Source organism: Streptococcus parasanguinis (genome assembly GCF_015557775.1).
GTDB classification, from domain to species: domain Bacteria; phylum Bacillota; class Bacilli; order Lactobacillales; family Streptococcaceae; genus Streptococcus; species Streptococcus parasanguinis_AA.
In genome coordinates this window covers 146,315-169,545 of sequence record NZ_JADNOY010000002.1, presented here as the reverse complement: position 1 = coordinate 169,545, position 23,231 = coordinate 146,315, and the positions used below count along the sequence as shown (strand labels likewise).

The 23,231-nt window shown below is 46.6% G+C and carries 14 protein-coding genes; 2 read left to right on the top strand and 12 right to left on the bottom strand.

What is annotated here, in order from left to right:
* Nucleotides 1-19: 19 nt before the first annotated feature.
* Entirely contained in the window at nt 20-1,312 is a 1,293-nt protein-coding gene (locus tag I2F76_RS03900; RefSeq protein ID WP_003014816.1) for an adenylosuccinate synthase, read from the bottom strand.
* 319 nt (nt 1,313-1,631) lie between these two features.
* Here I2F76_RS03900 and hslO point away from each other — a divergent pair, with 319 nt between their 5' ends.
* Both hslO and dusB read left to right on the top strand, forming a co-directional pair.
* On the top strand, nt 1,632-2,504 hold the full coding sequence (gene hslO, locus I2F76_RS03895) for an Hsp33 family molecular chaperone HslO (protein WP_195487270.1): 873 nt from the start codon (nt 1,632-1,634) through the stop codon (nt 2,502-2,504).
* Complete coding sequence (gene dusB, locus I2F76_RS03890) at nt 2,491-3,468, top strand: tRNA dihydrouridine synthase DusB (protein ID WP_195487269.1); 978 nt, start codon at nt 2,491-2,493, stop codon at nt 3,466-3,468. The genes hslO and dusB overlap by 14 nt, the downstream gene beginning before the upstream one ends.
* A gap of 317 nt (nt 3,469-3,785) precedes the next feature.
* Here dusB and I2F76_RS03885 read toward each other — a convergent pair whose 3' ends face one another.
* The 11 genes from I2F76_RS03885 to I2F76_RS03835 all read right to left on the bottom strand — a co-directional run bounded on the left by I2F76_RS03885 (nt 3,786) and on the right by I2F76_RS03835 (nt 23,160).
* On the bottom strand, nt 3,786-4,472 hold the full coding sequence (locus I2F76_RS03885) for a YoaK family protein (protein WP_155127900.1): 687 nt from the start codon (nt 4,470-4,472) through the stop codon (nt 3,786-3,788).
* 129 nt (nt 4,473-4,601) lie between these two features.
* A complete protein-coding gene (locus tag I2F76_RS03880) occupies nt 4,602-5,378 on the bottom strand; it encodes an NUDIX domain-containing protein (RefSeq protein ID WP_134974778.1) in 777 nt (258 codons plus the stop codon).
* Nucleotides 5,379-6,227 carry a nicotinamide riboside transporter PnuC gene (gene pnuC / locus I2F76_RS03875; RefSeq protein ID WP_195487345.1) on the bottom strand — a complete coding sequence of 283 codons (849 nt, stop codon included), beginning with the start codon at nt 6,225-6,227 and terminating at the stop codon, nt 5,379-5,381. It lies immediately after the preceding gene.
* 22 nt (nt 6,228-6,249) lie between these two features.
* Nucleotides 6,250-7,311, bottom strand: a complete 1,062-nt coding sequence (locus I2F76_RS03870) for an AAA family ATPase (RefSeq protein WP_195487268.1) — start codon at nt 7,309-7,311, stop codon at nt 6,250-6,252.
* A gap of 164 nt (nt 7,312-7,475) precedes the next feature.
* Nucleotides 7,476-8,201, bottom strand: coding sequence for a hypothetical protein (locus I2F76_RS03865; RefSeq protein WP_195487267.1), 726 nt, complete (start codon nt 8,199-8,201; stop codon nt 7,476-7,478).
* A 319-nt stretch (nt 8,202-8,520) separates the two neighbouring features.
* The gene (locus I2F76_RS03860) at nt 8,521-8,928 is read right to left on the bottom strand and encodes a DUF4430 domain-containing protein (RefSeq protein ID WP_049483392.1); all 408 of its coding nucleotides are present in this window, start codon (nt 8,926-8,928) and stop codon (nt 8,521-8,523) included.
* Nucleotides 8,906-9,394 carry a hypothetical protein gene (locus I2F76_RS03855; RefSeq protein ID WP_049483393.1) on the bottom strand — a complete coding sequence of 163 codons (489 nt, stop codon included), beginning with the start codon at nt 9,392-9,394 and terminating at the stop codon, nt 8,906-8,908. Before I2F76_RS03855 ends, I2F76_RS03860 begins: the two co-directional genes overlap by 23 nt.
* Nucleotides 9,395-9,403: 9 nt before the next feature.
* Nucleotides 9,404-11,833: an ATP-dependent Clp protease ATP-binding subunit gene (locus I2F76_RS03850; RefSeq protein ID WP_049483394.1), complete on the bottom strand. Its 2,430-nt coding sequence runs from the start codon at nt 11,831-11,833 to the stop codon at nt 9,404-9,406.
* Nucleotides 11,834-12,298 carry a CtsR family transcriptional regulator gene (locus tag I2F76_RS03845; protein ID WP_049485776.1) on the bottom strand — a complete coding sequence of 155 codons (465 nt, stop codon included), beginning with the start codon at nt 12,296-12,298 and terminating at the stop codon, nt 11,834-11,836. It lies immediately after the preceding gene.
* Nucleotides 12,299-12,515: 217 nt separating this feature from the next.
* Nucleotides 12,516-16,226, bottom strand: a complete 3,711-nt coding sequence (locus I2F76_RS03840; RefSeq protein WP_195487266.1) for an alpha-L-fucosidase — start codon at nt 16,224-16,226, stop codon at nt 12,516-12,518.
* Nucleotides 16,227-16,329: 103 nt separating this feature from the next.
* Complete coding sequence (locus I2F76_RS03835; RefSeq protein WP_195487265.1) at nt 16,330-23,160, bottom strand: Ig-like domain-containing protein; 6,831 nt, start codon at nt 23,158-23,160, stop codon at nt 16,330-16,332.
* Nucleotides 23,161-23,231: the final 71 nt, after the last annotated feature.

Below are 23,231 nucleotides of genomic sequence, written 5' to 3'. Positions count from 1 at the left end.
CTCTCTTATCTTCATTTGCTTATAAACTAGACCACACACTTTCAAGGATATTGGTTTGGTCACGATCTGGTCCGACTGAGAAGGTTGAAATGCGCACACCAACTAATTCACCGACACGGCGGACATAGTTGCGGGCATTTTCTGGAAGCTCATCCAAGTGGCGGACACCTGTGATGTCTTCTGACCAGCCTGGTAATTCTTCATAGATTGGTTTGCAACGTTTGAGTTGCTCCAAGCTTGCTGGGTAGTGGTCGATGCGTTCCCCATCCAAGTCGTAGGCTACACAGATTTTCACTGTATCCAAGCCTGACAGAACGTCGATCGAGTTCAAGCTAAGGTTGGTAATTCCTGACACGCGACGGCTATGGCGCATGACAACTGAGTCAAACCAACCAACACGACGAGGACGACCGGTTGTTGTCCCATATTCATGACCGACTTCACGGATCCGGTCACCCACTTCATCAAAGAGTTCCGTAGGGAATGGGCCATCACCAACACGGCTAGTGTAGGCTTTACATACACCGACAACCTTGTCGATCTTGCTTGGGCCGACACCTGATCCGATAGTCACCCCACCTGCGACTGGGTTTGAAGAGGTTACAAATGGATAAGTTCCTTGGTCGATATCCAACATAACCCCTTGGGCTCCTTCAAAGAGCACGCGCTTACCGTTGTCCAAAGCATCGTTCAAGATGACAGAAGTATCGGTTACATATTGCTTGATTTGTTGACCATATTCATAGTATTCTTCGAAGATATCGTCAAATGACAGAGCCTCTGCATCATAGAGTTTGGTAAATTGACGGTTCTTTTCTTCCAAGTTGATACGAAGACGTTCCGCAAAGACGTCGCGATCCAAAAGGTCCGCGATCCGGATTCCCACACGCGCAGCCTTGTCCATGTAGGCTGGTCCAATCCCTTTGATGGTCGTTCCGATTTTGTTGTCGCCTTTAGACTCTTCTTGGAGACGGTCCAATTCGATATGGTAAGGAAGGATGACATGGGCACGGTCTGAAATGCGCAAACTGTCCGTTGTCACACCTTCTTCATGAAGATAAGCCAACTCTTTGACCAATGATTTAGGGTTGACCACCACGCCGTTTCCGATGACAGAGATCTTTTCAGGGAAGAAGATACCAGAAGGAATCAAGTGCAACTTGAACTTTTTGCCGTCGATTACGATGGTGTGCCCGGCATTGTCCCCACCTTGATAGCGAGCAATGACTTCTGCATTGGCTGATAGGAAGTCTGTAATCTTCCCTTTTCCTTCATCACCCCATTGGGTTCCTACTACAACAACTGATGTCATAATTCTTTTTCATATACCATAGATAGTTGCCTATCTATGCCTTTCTTCAAACTAAGGGCAGGAGTCTCACCTGCAAGTTTGTCTTACACTCTATTATAAGCAATTTTTAATGTTTTTTCAAGATTCACTCGGCTATCGTTTATTTTTCTCCTTTCTTTTTAAACCAACTTCTCTATGAAACTCGTCTTTTACTTGGAAATGGCTTCTTTCTAGAAATAACGTTCGGAATTTTCTTTTCTTCTCGTCCTTCTTCTGAAACGACTGATTTTCAGAATTCTCCTTGTCCCCACTTTGCTTGATTTGTGCTAAAATAGTAGGTATGGACAAAATTATTAAAACTATCTCAGAAAGTGGTGCTTTTCGTGCTTATGTACTAGACAGTACAGAAACTGTACGAACAGCCCAAGAAAAACATCATACACAAGCTAGCTCCACGGTCGCACTTGGCCGTACCCTCATTGCCAGCCAAATCTTGGCGGCAAACGAGAAAGGAGATACTAAAATCACGGTCAAAGTCCTTGGGACTAGCTCACTCGGAGCTATCATCACCGTGGCAGATACCAAGGGAAATGTGAAAGGCTACGTGCAGAATCCTGGAGTGGATATCAAGAAAACCGCGACCGGTGAAGTTCTGGTCGGACCATTTGTCGGAAACGGAGAATTCTTGGTCATCACAGATTATGGTACGGGAAATCCTTATAACTCCATGACCCCTCTTGTAACCGGTGAAATCGGAGAAGACCTGGCCTTTTATCTGACAGAAAGCCAACAAACACCATCTGCAGTTGGACTCAATGTTCTGTTGGATGACGAAGATAAGGTTAAAGTGGCGGGTGGCTTCTTGCTCCAGGTCTTGCCAAATGCCAAGGAAGAAGAAATCGCGCGCTTTGAAAAACGCATCCAAGAAATGCCTGCCATCTCCACACTTTTGGAATCTGAAGACCATATTGAAGCTCTTCTTGCCGCTATCTATGGGGATGAACCTTTCAAACGCCTCTCTGAAGAAGGACTTCGCTTCCAGTGCGACTGCAGCCGTGAGCGTTTCTTGAACGCTTTAGCAAGTCTGCCAGCTAGTGATCTAAAAGAGATGAAAGACGAAGATCACGGTGCAGAGATTACCTGCCAATTTTGCCAAACCCACTACCACTTTGACGAAAATGACTTGGAGGAACTCATTCGTGACAAATCTTAATACGCCATTTATGATCGGGGATGTCGAAATCCCTAACCGTACCGTCCTAGCCCCAATGGCCGGAGTGACCAACTCAGCTTTCCGGACCATTGCCAAAGAACTGGGAGCAGGACTCGTTGTGATGGAAATGGTCTCTGACAAGGGAATCCAGTACAACAATGAAAAGACGCTTCACATGCTCCATATCGATGAAGGAGAAAATCCTGTATCGATCCAACTCTTTGGAAGTGACGAAGATAGCCTCGCACGCGCAGCTGAATTTATCCAAGAAAATACCAAGACCGATATCGTCGATATCAACATGGGTTGCCCGGTGAATAAAATCGTCAAGAACGAGGCTGGTGCCATGTGGCTCAAGGACCCAGACAAGATTTACTCCATCATCAATAAAGTTCAATCCGTCCTTGATATCCCACTCACTGTTAAAATGCGGACGGGTTGGTCGGACCCTTCCCTAGCAGTTGAAAATGCCCTCGCTGCTGAAGCTGCGGGTGTCTCTGCCCTTGCCATGCACGGACGGACCCGAGAACAAATGTATACAGGTCACGCTGACCTTGAAACCCTTCACAAGGTTGCCCAAGCTCTGACCAAAATTCCATTTATCGCAAACGGAGATATCCGTACGGTTCAAGATGCCAAACAACGGATCGAAGAAGTCGGTGCTGATGCGGTCATGATTGGTCGCGCTGCTATGGGCAATCCTTATCTCTTCAACCAAATCAACCACTACTTTGAAACAGGAGAAATCCTGCCTGATTTGACTTTTGAAGACAAGATGAAGATTGCTTACGAACACTTGAAACGCTTGATTGATCTCAAAGGTGAGCACATTGCCGTTCGTGAATTCCGTGGTCTCGCCCCTCACTACCTCCGTGGAACATCTGGTGCAGCCAAACTCCGTGGCGCCATCTCCCAAGCTAGCACCCTAGCAGAGATTGAAGAACTCTTACAATTAAACTCATAGAAATAATAAAAGCAGGGCCTCACATGAGGTCCTGTTTAGAATTATGACAAAGTCATCTTAGAAACTTTCCTTAGGTGAGTACGGACGTCAGCGAACTTCGAAGAAGTTCCATGACTTAGTTTTGAGCCTAAGGTCTCAAAACTCCCGAGTGTCTGAAACAATTGTGTTTCAGACACTTTTCTCACGGCGGAAAGTTTCAGTGTATATTTGAACAATCCTAATAGTATATATCAGTTTAATTTTTTTGCATCACCTAGATTGCTTAATATTAAAAACAATTTGTCTACAATCTATATAGGACCTCATGTGAGGTCCTATTATAGATTATCTGTCTGTAAGCCGAGTTGTTTGACTCTAGCGGTGTAGTAAGTCATGATCAAAAAGAGGTTGGCTGTGATCAGCCAGATGGACCATTGGTGGATGAAATGCATGAGGATGGCCACGCTAATCGCTCCCGCGACAAAACTTCCAACGACAATCCCGTAGTTCATGGCCTGACGCCGATACTCGTCCAAATCTCCCTTTCCTCGAGTGATTCGGTACAAGGCCGTCAGCATCTTGCGGTAATTTCCAGAAGTCATAAAGATCACATAAGGGTGATTTTCGATGAGGCTCCCTGTAAAGGTCAACATCATCATCCCTGTCCCAAAAGCAATAAAGGGAACTTCTACAGGTGGTATGACAGACACCAAGGGAATCAGGAGTGTCACCACAAACAAAGGAATTAACATCTTGGTCCGCCAAAAGGCTGTCTTGCGATACTCTTTGATATGGAGGGCAACCACAAAGCCGATCGAGAAAAATAAAATAGATGAAAAACGCATGATGGTATTTTCGACACGGGGATCGTGCCAATCAGCGATGAGAAGCAGGAGGTTCCCCGTTTGGGTCGCGACCAAACTCCGGTAGTGCATGTGGCAAAAAACATCGAGGCCCCCTCCGATAAAACCAAGCAGAGCCCCCATCAGTCGTGTATTTTGTGGTAAAATTATTTTTTCTTCCATAGTCTTGTCTCTTTTGATCTCAATTATGTTTATTATACCACTTTGCACACAAGTGGAGCAGGAAAAATCAGAAAAAGCCCTTCCGTTACTATAAGTAAGGGAGGGCTGGTAGAATGAACCCCGCTCGATCTACTGTTTCAGGCGATAGGTCTTGCGTGGTTTTTTCTTAGGTACTCGCTTGACACCCACTTCTTCCACGAATTCTCCGAATTTCACGAGGAAGTTATTGCTAACGATGGGACGTCCAGGATTGATCAGATTGACCAATTCGGTTGCTTCATAAACGGTGAAAGGCTCCTCTAACAGATAGAGGAAGGTTGGATTCCAGTCGAGACGTCCCTGAATCCGCTTGATCGATTCTTGAATGATTTGATAGTGGTCAAAAGCAAAATCAGAAGCAACTAAGGGTTTTCCATCGAGCAAACACTGGGACTTTTTGAAATCGACATCGAGAAAAACAACTTCCTTGGCATCGTCTCCTGCTTGGACCATGTTTACTGCTTCTGCTGGCAGATAGACCAGATGAGCGATGGTAATGACCCAGCCTCTGGGATCCCGCCCAGGGGTGGAAACCGTCATGAGCTGCTCCACCTTATTAACTGGAAGATCGAGCCCGACTTCTTCTTTGACCTCTCGAATACAAGCATGGGTTGCATCTTCATCCTTGTTCACAAAGCCCCCCACCAAGGCTAGGCGGTGTTGATATGGGTGGGCCTTGCGGCGAATGGCTAAAAGCTTGAGCTGGCCTTCGACAAAACAGTAGGCCACCATGTCCGCTGTGACACTAGGGGTTTCATAAGTCGGTAAGTCTTGTTCCTTGTACCACTTGAGAAAGTCTGCTTCACTTGCGACCGTCTCAAAATACTCTTTCTCCGTCATTCCTGCTGGAATCAAGAGATTGGTCATTTAGGCCACCTCCTTCTTGAGGGCTTTGGTCCATTGGTACCAGCCCACTAGGCTATTCAGCGTGTAGACCCAGTACATCCCTTGAATTTGAATACTCTGATCCCACCAGAGGTAGATACTAAAGACGTTGGTCGCAATCCAGAAGATCCATTGCTCCCGGTATAGGCGGGTCATTAGGAGCTGGCCAACCCCATTGGTCGCGTCGGTGATACTATCACGGAAAGGACGAGCACTATGGATGCTCTGATAAGCAAAGCCCATACCAATCCAGATCACGGCACTCAAGGCCAAGTAGCGCATCCACTCGATCAAGGTCAATTTCTTGGCTTCAAAATGAGATTCTTCGACCTTTCCTTGATCGTTGATCCGATTGGAGAGCCAGACATAGAGACCGATCGGTTGCATGATGAAGAAATAAAGAGTTGTCAGGACTTCCCCATAGAAGTTTTTATTGAGGGCTAAAACGAGGTAGATGGCTGAATTTACTGCTCCAAAAAGGTAGTTGCTAGCTCGCCCTTCTGCAACGAGAATGACACAGACAATTCCTGTCCAAGAGGCAAACAATCCCAGCCAATCATGTTGTCCTATTAAATTTGTCCAATCTATGGAAAAAGAACCATTAGAATGAAAAAGGACCTTGATGAAATATTGTATTTGAGTCATGAACTCTAATACAAAAGGAACGCTAGAAAGAAGAAGGAGATAGATCCATTGAAAAGCTGTCCGTCCCATAAAAAGGTCCTTCCAGAGGAGTTTCATAATATTGACAAAGCCTTGCTTTCTCGCTTCTCGGTGGACATTTGTAAAGTCTTGGATAAAGGTTGTGAATTTTTTAGTGAGGTTGTTCATTAGGTGATTCATAAGCTGCTCCTTAGTCGGCTTGGTAGATGGTATCAATAACGTTCTTGGCTTCTTCATAGTTGCCGAGGTAGTCTGATGCGAGGAAAGTAGTCGGAATGTTTCCTAGGTATTGCTGGCGCAATTGGTCTAGGTAATTTGAAAAGCTGGTACGGATCTCTTCATCAGCCATGGTCATGTCTCGGAAACCATCATTGACATAAGAGCCGATCGGCTGAACAAAGAGGATCAAATCCCATTTTTCTTTAGACAAAATACTAACAAAGAGGTTGTCAAAGGTATCGGTCATACTGGTATCCTGGCCTTCGACTTCCATATAGTAGTCGTAATAACCCTTGGTCACCAGGGAATTGGTATCTGCGATGACAAGGCCTCGATTGGCACTACTATCGATGAGCTTAGAGGTTTGATCATACTGTCCTAAAAGTAGGTAATAGTAATCTTTTGGCGTAAGCTCATCATCCCGAACATTGTTCTTGATCTGGTATTCACGGGCATATTCAAGACTAACAGGAGCATCGTAAAAGCGAGCCAAGTCCTTTGCAAGGGTCGTTTTCCCGTTACTGGCGCTCCCCATGATCAAGACTTTTTTCGTGAACTGGCGACGGAAGGGTTGAGCGATGTATTTCCAATATTTGCTTGGATTTTCTCGGATCATGGTAGCAGAGATCCCAAAGCGACGCTCCTCTAAGTGGACTTCAAACCCTCTCGCTTCCAACTCTTCCTTGTAGGCTTTCTCCCCCACATAAAATATCAACTCTTCTATCTCTGTTTGATACTGTATGGTGTCAAGGGCTGTTTGTAACCAAGGTTCCCAACCCAAGGGATAACGAGGAAGTTCCGTCTCATCTAGCTTATAGACTTGGGTCAATTCATCATCTGAGAAGGCTTCACGGATATAGCGGAAGCGTTTTTGTAAGGTCAAGCCCACTTCTTCGCCACGGTCCCCTTCATAACCAGAAACGATGACACGAACACGATCACACTGACGCTTGGCCCGCTGGATCAGGTCAATATGCCCTTGATGCAAGGGGGCAAAGGTTCCAAATACCACAGCGATTCTTTCTTTCTTCATACTGACTCCTTTTTATAATTTTTTATAAATAAGTTTTCTTTATGTTTTTATTATATACTATATTTTCTGGATGTCAACACTTTTTTATAAAAAAATATATTTTTCTTTAAAACAGCAAAAAAAGATCTGAAAAGATAAGATTTTCTTTTCAAATCTTTCGACTTTTATTCACGAGTGAGGGAGTGGCTGACACCGTCTTTAAGAACAGTCACACTGGATACAGAGCCATCTTTTCCAACTACGATATCTAGAGTCGCTGCAGACCCATCGCCTGCTGAGAGATTAGCATGGTAATGGCCGTCATCCAAGGTATAGTTATAACCGCTGACGCCATAAGCTACGGGTTGACCTCCAGGAAGCTGGATCGTTACTTGACCACCTTGACCAATAGTGACCCCAGTGTCGCGTTTGTCAGACCAATTCCCTGTTGCTGCGGAGAAGTCCCCTGCTGCCACGGAATAGACTCCCTTGTATTGGGCATTCTCCGTAGCAGACGCTTGCTTCTTAGCATGAGCATGACCTTCTTCTAGACTTGGCAATTTTTCTTTAGCTGGTGTTGCTGGAGCGGCCACTTCTTTTGTTTCTTTTGTTACTGGCGCTGCTGGAGTCGCTGCTTTAGCTGGAGCAGGTGTTTGACTAGCTGCTGCTTGGTTATTTTTGCTACCAACGGTATGACTTTCTTCTGATTTGCTATCAGAGGATGAAGAGGCAATCGGATCTTTACTAGTGATCACTTTTTTCTTAGAAGAAGAGCTTGTTTGTTTAACCAGACTGGTCTTTGAACTACTTGCTTCTGAAGTTTTTTCTTCTTTATTCCCGCCACAAGCTCCTAGGAAAAGACTAGCTGTCAAAGCTAGGGCTGCTAGGGAAATGATTTTTTTGTTTTTCATAACAGAACCTCTTTTTGTAACATTTGTAATATTTTGTAACATTATTGTAACACTGTTATATGAGGCTGTCAATAGTTTCTCAAATATTTTTCTAATTTGAAAGAAATTTTAGGTAAGTTCCTAAACTTTAGCAAAAAAGAGGCTGGGACAAAAGTCCTAGCCTCTCAATTATTTTTGGATTGTCGAGCAAGACGCAGTGGTTAAGTGGGCTCTACTACACTGATTTCATCAGCTTTTACAGCCCTACTCAACTGTGCGGAGGTGGGACGACGAAATCGAATTCTAACGAATTACCGATTTCTGTCCCACTCTCTCCTCATTATTTATACACTTCTTGATAGAATTCGATCTTATCCCCTTTTTTAACGGTGGTTTCAGCAGCACCTTTTGGGGCCATCTCGCCATTGATCTTGTACATCCAGTAAAGACCTTTGGCTTCATCTTGGCTGTGACCGTCAATCGAGGTGATCATGCCATTTTTTTCTTCAATCTTGTAGTTGGCTTTGAGCACTTTCATGAGGTTGCTCTCTTCTGCTACTTTCAAGGTTTTTGATTGCGCTTTTTGACCTTCTGGCGTCACGCTAATTGTAATCGAAATTTCGTTTTTCTTGGCAACTTCTGCGCTAGAAGCTGTTGGTTGATTGTTTGTGCTATGAGACGGAGCGCAACTCGCTAAAAGAAGAGCTGCAAGTAAGGTCATCAAGCTAGAAATGGTTTTTTTCAACATAAAATCTCCTAAAGATTTGATAGATAATGGGATAGAAAATGATCGTCGACAGAGCATGGGCAAGGTTAAAACTAAAACCATTGACCAAAGCATAGGTCCACCAAGGAATATGGTACATCAAGGCATAAACACTATCGATCAAGACCCCATAAGCAAAGGACAGTAGGCCCACAAAAAGGATCTGAAGGACAATGGGCAACCACTTGTAACTGATGCGCCAAATGAGCATCAAACAGCCAAAGGCGACAATCTGAAAGAACACAATCAGGCTCATCCCCAGGAAAAAGGCGGAGACAAACATGGTGATCATCATCACAAGAAAAGCAAAGCTATACCCTTCAAATATCACCAAGAGAAAAAAGATGGCCGAAATAGGTTGGACATTTGGGAAAGGGGCAAAAGCCTGACGTAGAGCGACACAAAGGGCCGCCAAAAGCGAAATACGGGTTAATCGCTGAAGCGTCATGACGTCCTCCTAGACAATCTCGAACTTGATCGTTCCGGCTGTCGTTCCAACCTTGATGGTTTGCCCTTCTTGGGCTTGGCCTTTCAGCAATAGCTCTGCTAGTTGATCTTCCACTTCGGTCTGCAAGACACGACGCAGTGGGCGAGCTCCCATTTCTGGATCGTAGCCTTTGGTTGCTAGCAACTTGAGCGCTGAAGGCTGGAATTTGAGGGTCATGCCTTGTTCGGCCAAGGTCGCGATGAGCGGTTTGACCATGACTTTCACTACCTGCTGCATGTCCTCACTGGAGAGACTATGGAAGACCACCTTTTCATCAATCCGGTTGATAAACTCTGGACGATAGGTCTTCTTCAACTCTTCAAACATGCGTTTTTCCATATTGGCCTGATCAAAGCGGATATCTTTGGCACCAAAGCCAACGGTCTTATCATCCCGAAGGGCTGTAGCTCCCAGGTTTGAGGTCATGATGATAATGGTATTGGAGAAGTCGATCTTCCGGCCTTTGCTATCGGTTAAGACTCCGTCATCCAAGACTTGCAAAAGGACATTGAAAATATCTGGATGGGCTTTTTCCACCTCATCAAATAAGAGAACTGAATATGGTTTGTTGCGGACTTTCTCGGTCAACTCGCCTCCTTCTTCGTAGCCCACATAGCCTGGAGGGGCTCCGTTGAGGCGGCTGGCCGCGAATTTTTCCATGTACTCACTCATATCAAAACGGATGAGGGCCGATTCATCATCAAACAAAACTTCCGCCAAAGCTTTGGCTAGCTCTGTTTTTCCGACACCGGTAGGTCCTAGGAACATGAAAGAACCGATCGGACGTTTATTGCTACGGATACCTGATTGATTGCGTCGAATAGCCCGACTGATACTCGAAACGGCTTGGTCTTGACCAATCACGCGCTTATGCAATTCTGCTTCTAAGTTTAGGTACTTCTTGGCATCGGTTTGGGTCAGTTTTTGAGTTGGAATACCGGATAATTGGCTCAAGGTCACCAAGACATCTTGGTCAGTGACTTCTTTTTTGTAGACAATGGGAGCGGCCTCTACTTCTAAGAGCTGGGCTGCTTTCTTCCACTTGCCATCCATCAAGGCCCGATCCAAGGCGGTCAACTCTTCTTTTACGTGACCGTTGGAATCGCGGTTTTGTACGGTAGCTGCCGCTTCATCCAAGAGATCAATGGCTGAATCTGGCAATTGACGACTAGTCAAATAGCGGTGGGCATATTTGACAGCTGTTTCGATCGCTTCATCGGTAATGGTCACATGATGGTGGTCCTGATAAGTCTCTTTCAAGCCTTGGAGAATTTGGATGCTATCTGCAACACTTGGCTCTTCAATGGTGACTTTCGCAAAACGCCGAGAGAGGGCTGCATCTTTTTCGATATGCTTTTGGTACTCATCTTGGGTTGTTGCCCCAACTGTACGCAAGGTTCCCCGTGCCAGGGCTGGTTTTAGAATATTGGCTGCGTCTAAGGTCGAATCAATACCGGATCCTGACCCCATAATAGTATGCAGTTCATCGATAAAGAGAATCACGTGACCGTCTTCTTCGATGTCCTGGATGATATTGTTCATCCGTTCTTCGAAGTCCCCACGGAAGCGCGTCCCAGCAACGACATTCATGAGATCCAATTCCAGAACACGCATCTGCGCGATTTCAGTTGGTACATTGCCACTAGCGACACGCTGGGCCAGACCTAAGGCAAGGGCTGTTTTTCCGACCCCTGCTTCTCCCACCAATACAGGATTGTTCTTCGTCTTGCGGCTGAGGATTTGGATCATGCGTGAAATCTCTGCATCCCGACCAATCACAGGCTCAAGCTGGCCTGCACGCGCCATTTCTGTCAAATCACGGGTATAATCTTCAAGACCTCCACTGGTGCTTGGGGGCATGCCCATCATATTTCCCATGGTTTGGCGGTTAGGGTTTTGGGCCCGATAGAGACTCCGAATGGCTTTGATATCATTCTTGTCCCAGCCTGCCTTGTCCTCAAGATTCTTTCGAAGAGAGGCAATAGGAACTCCCTTGTCTTGCTCTGTAAAGGCAAAGCCGGCAAACTCCATGACTTGGCTCGCTAAGGTCCCACGGTCTGCTAGAAGAGAGAGGAGCACATGCTCTGTTCCCAAGGTCTTGGCATGAAGGACCTGGGCAATCTCTCTTGCGTGCTTCATAATGGCTTCCATCCGATAAGAAAATGGGAAGATTTCATACCGATTGTCGCTTTGAAAAGCTTGGCCTGTAATATGCTCCGCCGCATCCTGAAACTCATCGATCTGCATAGGATAATCGTTCAGTACAGAACCTGCCACGCTATAGGGATTATTGGCCATAGCCGTCAGGAGATGCCAAGTATCTAAGGTATGCCCCTGATAGTGGCCTGCTAGTATTTGGGCCGCTTCTATACTTTCTAACAGTGCTGTTGAATAGTTCATCTAGTCGGTATTTCCTTTTCTATCTACTTGTTGAATGATTTTTTTCAGCATCGTTGCTCGTAGGATGAGAGCATCTCGACCTAGGACCTCATCGGAGGTCGTCGCAAGCAAGAGCTGAGCCTCACGTTTTGTCAATAATTTTTCTTCATAGAGCATCTGGAGGATATCATGGAAGACCTGCTGGCTGATGGTCTCTCCAATATTGGCTGCCAAGTCTTGGAGCATCTGATGGTGATCTGAAAACTGGACCTTGCCAATGCGGATATAGCCACCACCACCGCGCTTGCTCTCTACAATATAGCCTCGGCTCTCGGTAAAACGAGTCTTAATGACATAGTTAATCTGACTAGGTACGACCTGAAAGACATCGGCTAACTCACTTCTTTTGAGCTCTGCCATGCCAGCTTGAGCCAGCAAGGCCTTAATATAAGCTTCGATGCTATCAGATGTGTTCTTATTTGCCATGATGCTCCTTTCTGGCTTGTTTTTTTCTAGATGGATGCTCTGTTCTTTGGCCCATAAAAAATGGCCTTGGAGTGTTCCTTCTCATCATTGACCTTATTTGACTATTATACAATTTTTACGGCTGTAAATAAAGCAAAGACTCCATGGAAATAGGAATCTCTTAAGAAGGCAAAACAAAAGAGGCTAGTGAGAACTAACCTCTTATGCGAAGAAGGAGCTACTCTTTGCGACGAGCAAATTTGGCGCCTCCGCCCAAGAATCCTAGACCAAGAAGGCCTAACCAAGCAAACAATCCACTTTCTTTTGTACCGGTTTGAGGAAGTTTTCCTTCCGATTGTAGAGAAGGACTTTTAACCACTTCTTTTTCCGGATGGTCTGAAGTCGAAACAGAAACTGCTTCTGGGGTTTTCGATTGCAAGAGAACAGGTCTTTCTTTTTCTTTTTTGTCTTCAGCTTGAGAAAGAGTCATAACTTCTGGTTGCACCTTACTTGGAGTGACAGGAGTGGTTGGAGTCGGCATATCAGCTATCAACGGACTTTCTTCGGCTTCCTTCGTTCCGACTTCTGTGATCTGGTCCTGGGCCTCCACTTCGACAAAGGCATCGACTTCTGTCCGAATTTCTTTGCCTTCTTCTTGTCGAACCTCGATCAATTTCAACCGGCGTCCGACCTTTCCTGCTTGAAGGATCCGGCTTTCCCCCTTGGCCAAGTCCTTGTTCTCACGTGTTTGACTTTCAAATGGAATCTCCTCTGCTTCGATGAGAAGTTCTGGCTTTTCAAGAATCAAATCCCGAACACCTTCTTCTGGGCGTGTCTGCGTCAAGGGTTCATAATTGCGAGCATCTTCTAAGATGGTTTCAAGGGCTGCGACTTGATTAGCTGCAGCAACCAAATCTGGTCGCTCTTGATCCAGCAACTGAGTCAAGACCGTCAATTGTCCTTGAACCGTCGGTTTGAGGTCTGCTTTCAAGCGATCGAGAGAAGCAGCCTTGATCTTTTCTACTCCTTCTCTGATGATCTGTTGCAGCTCTTCTTGACTGAGCAACTGACTATCTTTCCCTGATAGGATAAATCGGTCTACCTGGATGGCTCTAGATGACTGAGGGTCATTGAGAGATGGATCCAGGTGCAGGCGTAGCTGGTGGTAGCCTTTTGCTAGACCTTGTAGATTGACCAAACTCTGGTCGAGCTTGCGTTGGTCTCCGTAGCCACTGAAATAATGATCGCCTTCGATCTCATAATCATGGCCCCGACCTTCTTCGAAGGCCATTTCTTTTCCATCCAGAGTGACGCTGTAGAGACCATGACTTGGATCAACCACTCCTCGGACCTCCACGCCTGTGCCCTTAAAGGTAATGGTCACTTCAATGTGTTTCTTGCCTTCCTCATCGGTCACTTGGTTAAAGCTGGACCAAGATTCTGTGCCATTTGAGAAGTCTTTGTTGTCTGTCTCATGATGCCAGCCTTGGCTATAGTGCAGTTTTGGATCTTGGTCATCCACTTCTTTACGATTTTCTGGAAGCAGGTCCTCGTTCATCACTTGGACTGTCAGCTCTGAAATAAAGCCGACCAGACTTCCTTGATCCGGATGCAACAATTTGACCTTAAAGTCATAGACATCTGTCGCCTTGCCTGCAAAATCAAGGGTTGGGACTTGGACTGTTTTTTCTGTCTCTCCATCTGCAAACTCGAGAGTGACATTGGTATCTTTATAAACCTTGCCATGAACCCCTGTTCCTGGTTCTGTGATTAATTTAAGACTGGCACTTCCTTTAGAGCCACCTTTTCTCTTGACGACGACTTGCGCTGGGTCGCCTTTCTTAACAGCTAGGGTTGGCTGGGCAAACTCAAAGAGACCCTTTTCTTGGTTATTGAGGGCATAAATCCCTTCCGTTGCAATCGCATCTCCCTTGCTATTGACCAAGGTCAAAGTATGGGCTCCTGCTTTCAAATCCGGTGTTTCATAAACCTTTTGGCTGCGTTTGCGGGTTGGACTTTGGGTATTAACCGTCGCTAGTTTTTGGCCATCAACATAGACATCCATTTCCCCATGACCAGGGTCTACGGTTACGACCACATAGGCCTTGGTGCCTTCGAACTGATAGGTCACCGAAGCTCCCTTTTCCTTGGTCCACATAGAAGTGCCTCGAACGCCTTCTCCCTCTTCATTCCATTGGCTATTGGCACGGTCAGCAGTCCGGTCAGAATGATAGGCCAAACCAAGCGGATAGCCATCCGTTTCTTCAATGCTAGCTGGCGTCTTATAGACAGAAACGCCGTTCAAGATTGGAGTGGCTTGGGCATCGGTGATGGACACTCGGAGGTAGCGACTATCAACTGGTTGCCCTTTGATCAAACGGCGGTATCCAACGGTTGACCCAGCCCCAAAAGGAACCCATTGCCCATTCACCGCTACATCGATGGTGAAACCGGAAATCCGTTGGCCTTTCTCGATGGTTTCTTTGAGCTCTACCACATCAAAATGTTGCTCTTTTCCAAGATCGAGGACAAAAGAGCCAGTCTTAGCATCATCAGCCGGAGCCCAACTGGTCTTTTCATCGCCATCTGTCAAATGGCTGGCCTTGTAGAGAGCATTGCGTCGTGTCGAGTCAGCTTCTACCAAAGCGCCTGCCGCATAGTTCACACTGTAGAGTTGGTCCAAGGTCTGACGGAATTCTTTCAAACGGGCCACATCGGCATCCGCAAATTTTCCGTCTTGGTTCGGTGGAATATTGAGCAAGAGTGGAGTTCCACGGCCAACCGATTTGAAGTAAATGTCCATCAATTCGCGCAAGGACTTAGGCTCTTGATTGTCATGGTAGAACCAGCCGGAGCGAATGGAAACATCGGCTTCTCCCACTGAGTATTGCTTCCCTTCTGGATCCCCGTGATTGAGGTAACTGTTGGAAGGATTGTTGCGGATCTTATCTGGATTGACCTTTTGCCAAACCGGATCTCCGGCAATCCCCTTTTCATTTCCAATCCAACGAACATTGGTCGGCTCAGCTGAGAAGATGGCAATATCCCCTTGGGCCTTGCGAATGGCTTCAAACCACTTGTCGAAGGTATAGGTGACTTTTTGAGCCCCATCGCCACGCGCTCCATCCATCCAAACTTCCACGAACTTACCCTTGTTCCCATATTTTGGATCTTCAAGGATTTCTTTGAGCTGGTTGAGGTAGTATTCGTTGTACTGTTCCTCTGTATCCACATGGTAGAGCGGGCTGTGAGCATCCCAAGGGGAGAGATAGACCCCCATGTCCATGTCATACTTGCTAGCAGAAGCAGAAACCTCGGCTAGGACATCGCCTTTCCCTTCCTTCCAACCACTTTTAGCAATGGTATGGTCGGTGTATTTGGAAGGGTACAAGAGGAAGCCATCGTGGTGCTTGACGACCATGATCGTCCGTTTAAAACCAGCATCCTTCAGGGTTTTGATCCACTGATCGGTATCCAGATGCTCTGGATAGAAATAATAAGGGTCTTCTTCCCCATCTCCCCACTCACGATCGTAGTAAGTATTCATCCCAAAGTGGATGAAAGCCGCTAGTTCTTCGCGGTGGTATTGCATCTGAGCCTTACTTGGAAGCGGTCCGTAATCTTCAATCTCAGTCTCCTCATCTAGAGAAGTGGCTGGTTGAGTGGCTTCTGTCCCTTGGCTGGCTGTGCGATTTTCTTTCTCGCTAGTAGCTACTGAGGCATGCTCTGATTCTTCTTGGTGCTCGTTCACAGTTTTCTCCTCCTTTCCTTGGTGATCGACATCGCTCGTTTCAACCCGTTCTTCGCGAGTTTCACTCCTCTCAGCTTGTTCCTCTGCGTAACTAGTAGTCACTCCTAAAAAACAAGTCGCTACGACTACCGAGCAGACGCCTACTGAGAGTTTACGAATGCCAAATCGATTTCTCTGATCAACTAATCTTTTTCCCATATTCTATTCCTTTATGTCACCAGGTAAAGAGGGTGGGGTTTCCCCATCCTCCTTCTTTTACCTGTGAACTTTTCACCGTATAGTTACTGGCTTATCCAGCTTTTTACTTGGCCTTATTGGCTCTTTTTTTCTGATCGTCCAGCACAGCACTGGCAAGGCCTGCCGCTAGGATTCCAGCAACGAGGCTTGCGACGCTTTCGTCTGATCCTGTATTTGGTAATTTTCCTTCGGAAACCGGAGCAGCTGAAACTGCTGGTGTTTGAGCCGTTTTTTCGACTTCCTTCTCTACTGCATTTGTCCCTTCCTGACGTACCGCTTTGACCTCAAGCGATGCTTGAGAAGTTGCGGTAGCTACTGGTCCTTCTGAGCCATGAGGATGTTCTGGGTTTGGAAGCGGTTGTGGTTCTGGTTGCGGCTCTGGTTGTGGTTCTGGCTGCGGTTGCGGCTGTGGCTCTGGTTGTGGAGTATCTGGAAGTACTTCTTTCGTGCCCACCTCCGTGATCTCTGCCACTGGATCTAGCTCTACAAAGGCATCTAGTTCCTTCCGGCTTTCCACACCATTTTCTTGAGAGACTTCCACCAAGCGCAATTTGCGGCCTTTTTGACCTTCTTGAACCACACGTTTCTCACCTTTTGGAAGATCCGCATTTGGACGTTCTATGCGTTCAAAGTCCATCTCTTCTGGCTCAATCACCAACTCTGGTTTGGTATGAACCAGATTCTTAACCCCTTCTTCAGGAATGGCTGAGCCTGTAGGTGCTTTTGCGGAGAGAGAAAGTTGATATACTTTTTCGAGCTTGCCATCTTCTGAGACAACCTTGACAAGCACAGGGGCATTGGCACTTTTAGCATCCACGACCGTAACGGCTGTTCCATTCTTGCCTTTTGCTGAAACGATTGGACGTTCTCCCTCATACTCTAGATGATAATCTGTCACATCTGGTTGAAAACCTTCTAGGTCTTTGCCATTCACTTGGATGGTGACATCAGTTATTGCCTGAGCCTCTTCTGTTGGAGCATAGGCGCTCAATTCAACGATTCCAATTCCTTTTAGATTTTCATCACGGACCATTCTTAAACGGATGGCTTTGGTTCTGGTTTCATTGAAGCTGAGGTTAGAGATATAACCAGGCTCAAAGGCATAATCCAAGCTATACGGAATTTCTTCCCAGTTAGAGGCCTGGTTAAATGGATGATCTGGAAGATTCTTCAGATTGCCATAATCATCCGGAACCTCAAAGTCTGGACCAATGTAGCGTTCAAGAACCGTTTTCGTTGGCAGACCTGTTTCCTGATCTGCAAAGAAGTCGACCGCTACTTTATTAACCAATCGCTCTGTTACCTGACCATTTTTCTTGAAGATGAGACCAGCAAACACTTCTGTTTGATCCGGTTCTCTCTTCCAGTTTGTCCAGCGATAGTATTCGTTGTAGCCACCATCGTTGATGTAATCGATATAGTCGATTTGATTTGGATCGAGATCATTGGTTTCACTAGCAAATGCCCTGGTATCTTCTGCATTGTAGTCACGGTTCACAGAGAGGTTTTCTCCTGTCTTTTCTGACACCCGGACGGTCAGCTGAGCAGTCAGATCATAGCCAATGACTTTTCCTTCCAGCGTGAAGCTACCTTCGTGAGAAAGTGCATCAGCTGGGATAGCCTGCCAGTCCACCGTCAGTTCCTTGCGTTCATAGCCTGTATCCCCTTGGAAGTAAACGCCTACGGTAGATGGTAGAACTAGATCTTGACCGACTTTCACAAAACGGCTGCCTGCTTCTACTGCTACTGGAGTAGCTTGTTTCAGTTTTTCTGCATCGCTTGTGAGATGGAGGCGGTATTCTTGTAAGATGGTACCATCTTCCGCTTTATGGATGACACGGATTGGCTCCCCTTCATGGACACTTGGCACAACCGTTGTAAGGCCGTGATGGCTGGCTGTCGCTTCCACTTGTGGATAAGCCCGATCACGCGCATCGATGTAGTAATCGGTCACACTTGGGTTGACACCTGGCAAGACATCGCCATTGACACGAATGGTCAACTGGCTCTTCTCTTCTGCCGCAACCTTATTGGCAAAGATCTGAATCTCTGAAATAGAGCTTCCACGCTTGCCTTCTGGTGTCTTCATGCGGATCCGAACGGCATAGGTGTCGACTTTATCAAAACTGAAATGGTTCATCTTACCAGCTGCTACCGGTTCTTCAACGGTTAGGTTGCTGACTTCTTTCCAGTTAGCTGGATTGTTAAATGGATGGTCTGTTTCGTCTTTGACACGATTTGGATTGCTTGGAACTGTTGGGATTTGTTCCCCTGTATAGTACTCAATCACATACTCACTTGGAGCCCCAACGCCGTGGTCTTCGTGGAAACCAACATGGAGGTTGTCCACTGCTCGCTTGGTCAAGATACCAGAATCCCCAAACAAGATACCGACAGAATCTTCCGCATTGTTACGGCCCCAGTTGGTCCAACGATTAGCCGGAGCATCGGTAAAGGAGATGACCTTGTCATTGACCTTAGCGACTGGATCCGCATCGTTAGAGTCACTTGCAAAAGCGAGCGGCAAGACAGATCCTGTCCATTGCTCTGCTACATTGGCTCCCTTGACTGTGTTTGCGGAAACACGAATATGAAGACGTGTTGGAAGGTTGGTTCCTTCTACACGGCCTGCTAGGACAACTTCTCCTTCTTGGGCCAAGAGTTGCGGATCGACCGCATCCCAGGCCACCTTAGCTGTATAGGTCTTACCATTAGAGTGATAGGTCCGCACGCTTTCTGGAAGAGCTGGTTTTTCGCCGACTGGAGTGGTGGTGCTGACTTCTTCTACAGCGATAATGCCTTCAACCGTCACTTGAGCTTGGGCTTCTTTTTCCACACCCTCTACATGACCTGTGACTGTAAAGCTATGGTAATCCTTGACTTGATCTGCGGTCACAGCATCCCAGGTCACGCGTTTTTCTTTCGGGAATCCCTTGTCATACTCGACCAAGACGGTCTCTGGAAGAGCTGGCAAAACGTTTCGATCCGTACTAATCCGTACAGGACGCACCTTGACAACCGTCTTTTCTTCTGGATTTGGCGTGATGGTAAAGGTGACTTCTCCCGTTTGTCCTTGGTAGTTGGCTTCTAAATGAACCAATCCTGCTTCTCGCAATTCCAAACCTTTATTGGTTGCGACGGCTTTTCCTTGGCTACCAGCTCTTGTTTTCACATCGATTTGATCTGCTTTGAGACTTGCCTGGCTACCATCTTGGTAATGGGCAATGACTTCAAGTGGTACCGTTTGGTCTTCCTTGAGTTCCTGTCCTTCTGGCAGACGCAATTCCAAACGCTCGATCTGTGGACTTTCTTCTTGGAATTGGACCACATAGGTCTGTACAGCTCCCGTATCCTGAGCAGTCACAAAGATTTGAGCTTTCAAACCATTTTCACGGCTAGCTTGTAGGACCGTCACTTGAGCATTTTCTGCACTTGCTGTGACTTGACCTGGCTCTTGACCATAAGCGAGGGAACGGAAAATGGTATGGTTGCCACTACCAAATTTTGGAAGAGCTACTCCATCTAGCTGAACCGTTGGTTTCTTAGCCTTGGCTACATCTCCTCCTGCAACCACTAGTGTCGCTTGGACCGTTTCCCCATTGCCTAGGAGTCCTGTCGCTTTCAAGCGTGCTCCTGGTGTGGACAACTGATCTTCTTGACCAGCTTCCAAGGTCCATTGATCGACTTCATAGTTAACTGTCCGGCCATCTGTGAAGACCAATTGCACAGCTTTATCCACCGTTGCTAGATCTGCTCCCTGTGGGATTTGTTTGATGACTGGAAGGACTTGTTCCACGCCGATCACATCGACCAGAGCTTCGACCGTGCGTCCTTGAACATGTCCTGTCACACGGACTTGGCCTGCACGGCTATAGTCTGCCGCATCCCATTCAACGGCTTCTTCTTGGGCCTTGCCATCGCTATAGACCACATTGACCTTACTTGGTAAGGTTGGTTTTTCTCCTAGATAAGCACTTTGTCGAACAGGTTCCACACCTAATACAGTGCGTTCTGCTTGGTCCTTCTTACCTGTAAAGAGGCTGACTTGGTCTGATTGCAAGCGATCTGAGTCTGCATACAGGGTAAAGGCACCCGCCTGCTCAGTTGATTTGACAATGACCACCCCTTTGCCGTTGAAGGCTTTGCGTTGCCATGAGCCATCTTCCTGCGCTTTGTAGCGTTCACGGCTGGCTTGTTCCCCATTATCGACACCGACAATTTGGCCTTGTCCATGCAAATGGAAATGCACCAAATTATTGGCAGTTGGCACCACACGACCTGCTTCATCGATGATTTCGTAGGTAATATAGGTCAAATCCTTACCGTCCGCTGCGATCGCATGTTCTTCTTTCAACAAACGAACACCCGCAGCCTTGCCGGCTGTTTCGACTTGATCTTTCGCGATCACTTCTCCTGCTTCGTTGCGCGCAATAGCTTCTACTTTACCTGGTACATAAGGGACCAACCACTCTAGATAGAGTTCATCCGGATTTGCCCCTTCTTGGTAGGTCCGGCCATCAGCTGTGGTCTTCTTGGTAAAGGTCTTCACTCCTTGTGATTCCCCATTGACAATCAATTCCACACTGTGGGCATTGGAGAAGGTCCGAACAGGAATCCGTCCTTCTTCATCCATGACACGATTGGCTAATTCTGGATTGTCCCAGTTCCAATGTGGCAAGAGATGGACCATTGGATGTTTCTCAGCTGACACCCATTGACTTTGGTAGAGATAAAAATCATTCTTTGGAAGGCCGGCAGTATCGACAATACCGAAATAAGAACTTTTTACAGGTGTGTCATTTTGGTTGTGCCATGGTGTTGGCTCGCCGATATAGTCCGTACCGGTCCAGATAAATTGTCCTGCATAGCCGGCATGATCACGGTCAAAGGTCCAAGAGGCGGTCGCTGTCCGACCCCAACCAACCCGGTCATTGCCGTAGTCTGATTGTTCATAATGGCGGTCTTCTTGGTTGCTACCGACCCATTCTCTTTCAGGATGGTAGTAAGAGCCCCGTGTCCGCGTTGCAGAAGAGGTTTCCGAACCATAAATGAGCCAGTTTGGATGTTTCGCCCGTAAGCTTTCATAGTTGGCCTCTGAATAGTTAAATCCAACCGCATCGAGCTCTGCTGCTACTTTTTCATGGCCTCCTGAGCCATCGCCAAAGCGGAATTTATCAGCTCCCATAGTGACATAGCGGGTTGCATCCACGTCCTTGATGGTCTTGACCAACCGACGAACGGTTGCGACAGATTTGTCTGAACCATCTGCTTCACCGACTTCGTTACCGATTGACCACATCACAATGGCTGGATTGTTCTTGCCCCGCTCTACCATGGTCCGTAGATCGTAATCTGACCAAGTATCCCCCTTACGAGCTTCTGGGTGAGTGGCATCTTTTTCAAAGAAACGACCGTAATCGTATTGTTTCTTGCCACCATACCAGGTATCAAAGGCTTCTTCTTGGACCATCAAGCCCAACTCAGCAGCAATTTTTAAGGTTTGTTCACTGGCTGGGTTGTGGGTCGTCCGAATGGCATTGACCCCCATGTCTTTCATCTGTTTGAGACGACGGTATTCAGCCTTGTAATTTTCCTCAGCTCCAAGAGCCCCGTGGTCATGGTGAAGGGATACCCCGTGGAATTTCGTCGCCACCCCATTGAGGAAGAAGCCACCTTCTGGCGTCCAGTTGAGATAGCGATAACCAAAGCGTTCCTTTTGCACATCCACTAACTGCGAATCTCGATAAACCCGCGTATACAAGGTATAGAGAGCTGGATGATCCGTTTTCACATCCCAGAGGGTTGGTTTTTCAACATGCAAGGTTTGAGATAGGTTGATCTCTTGACCTGCTAGAACAGCTTGTGCTTCACTGCGCGTTTTTTCGCTCACCACTTGGCCATTTTGATCGACAATTTCATATTCCGCATAAATACTATGGGCTTGATCATCCTGGTTGACAATGCGGCTCTTCACCACTGTATCTACTGCCCCATTTTGCTGTTTTTCCAACTGAGGGGTCGTAATCGTAGTCCCATACTGCGCTAAATGAACCTTGTCCGTCACACTCAGCTTAACATCCCGGTAAATCCCGCTACCAGAATACCAACGGCTACTTGGTTGTTGATTGACCACATGAACGGCGATGGTATTCTCGCTTCCATCTGCGTTCAAATAAGGAGTAATATCATAAGAAAAGGCATTGTAGCCATTTGGATAATGGCCGACGAATTGTCCGTTTACATAGACTTTGGAATCCATGTAAACCCCGCCAAATTCCAAGCGGACCTTCTTATCTAGATCTTTGTCGTCCAAACGGAAGGTCTTACGATACCAAGCATCCCCTCCGTTTAATTGCCCCCCTTCATTTTGAGCAGGAGAGTTGTGATCGAAATCAAAGAAAATAGACCAGTCATGAGGAAGATCTAATTTTTTCCAATCCTTGACATCCACTTGACGCCCTTCTGCACCAGGAGCTGCATTTGATTTAAAATACCAATCTTTATTAAAATCACGTTCTCGATCTTGCACAATATCCTCCGCTACACGATTTTGATCTGGAGCAGCAGTTTCTTCCGTTCCTGTAGCACGCTCAGATGAAGCTGAAACGGGCTGGCCTTCGCCTTGAGGCGCCGGCTTTTCCTCAGCTCTGGTAGGGGTGATGACAGCTGGAGCTTCTGAAACCCTTGCAACAGCTCCAGGAACTTCCGCTTCTGAGTTTTCCGTCACAACACTTGGTGTCTCAATCGAAGTCGGTTCACTTTCGAGGGCTGGCTTTTCTTCCGCATGGACCCTTGAAAGACCCAAGGCAGAAATCCCAATCACAACAGAACAAGCTCCAACTGAGAGCTTACGAATACTAAAAACAGGACGCTTTTCAAAAAAAGACTTTCCCATAAAAACCTCCTCTTAGGATTAACAATTAAATTTGTAAGCGCTTTCTTATGCCTGCGAATGCTTACAGAAAA

Excerpts from the sequence above, each read along its gene's own strand:
- I2F76_RS03900 (WP_003014816.1), bottom strand. The coding sequence starts at position 1,312 with ATGACATCAGTTGTTGTAGTAGGAACCCAATGGGGTGATGAAGGAAAA.
- hslO (WP_195487270.1), top strand. The coding sequence starts at position 1,632 with ATGGACAAAATTATTAAAACTATCTCAGAAAGTGGTGCTTTTCGTGCT.
- I2F76_RS03885 (WP_155127900.1), bottom strand. The coding sequence starts at position 4,472 with ATGGAAGAAAAAATAATTTTACCACAAAATACACGACTGATGGGGGCT.
- I2F76_RS03880 (WP_134974778.1), bottom strand. The coding sequence starts at position 5,378 with ATGACCAATCTCTTGATTCCAGCAGGAATGACGGAGAAAGAGTATTTT.
- pnuC (WP_195487345.1), bottom strand. The coding sequence starts at position 6,227 with ATGAACAACCTCACTAAAAAATTCACAACCTTTATCCAAGACTTTACA.
- I2F76_RS03870 (WP_195487268.1), bottom strand. The coding sequence starts at position 7,311 with ATGAAGAAAGAAAGAATCGCTGTGGTATTTGGAACCTTTGCCCCCTTG.
- I2F76_RS03865 (WP_195487267.1), bottom strand. The coding sequence starts at position 8,201 with ATGAAAAACAAAAAAATCATTTCCCTAGCAGCCCTAGCTTTGACAGCT.
- I2F76_RS03860 (WP_049483392.1), bottom strand. The coding sequence starts at position 8,928 with ATGTTGAAAAAAACCATTTCTAGCTTGATGACCTTACTTGCAGCTCTT.
- I2F76_RS03855 (WP_049483393.1), bottom strand. The coding sequence starts at position 9,394 with ATGACGCTTCAGCGATTAACCCGTATTTCGCTTTTGGCGGCCCTTTGT.
- I2F76_RS03850 (WP_049483394.1), bottom strand. The coding sequence starts at position 11,833 with ATGAACTATTCAACAGCACTGTTAGAAAGTATAGAAGCGGCCCAAATA.
- I2F76_RS03845 (WP_049485776.1), bottom strand. The coding sequence starts at position 12,298 with ATGGCAAATAAGAACACATCTGATAGCATCGAAGCTTATATTAAGGCC.
- I2F76_RS03840 (WP_195487266.1), bottom strand. The coding sequence starts at position 16,226 with ATGGGAAAAAGATTAGTTGATCAGAGAAATCGATTTGGCATTCGTAAA.
- I2F76_RS03835 (WP_195487265.1), bottom strand. The coding sequence starts at position 23,160 with ATGGGAAAGTCTTTTTTTGAAAAGCGTCCTGTTTTTAGTATTCGTAAG.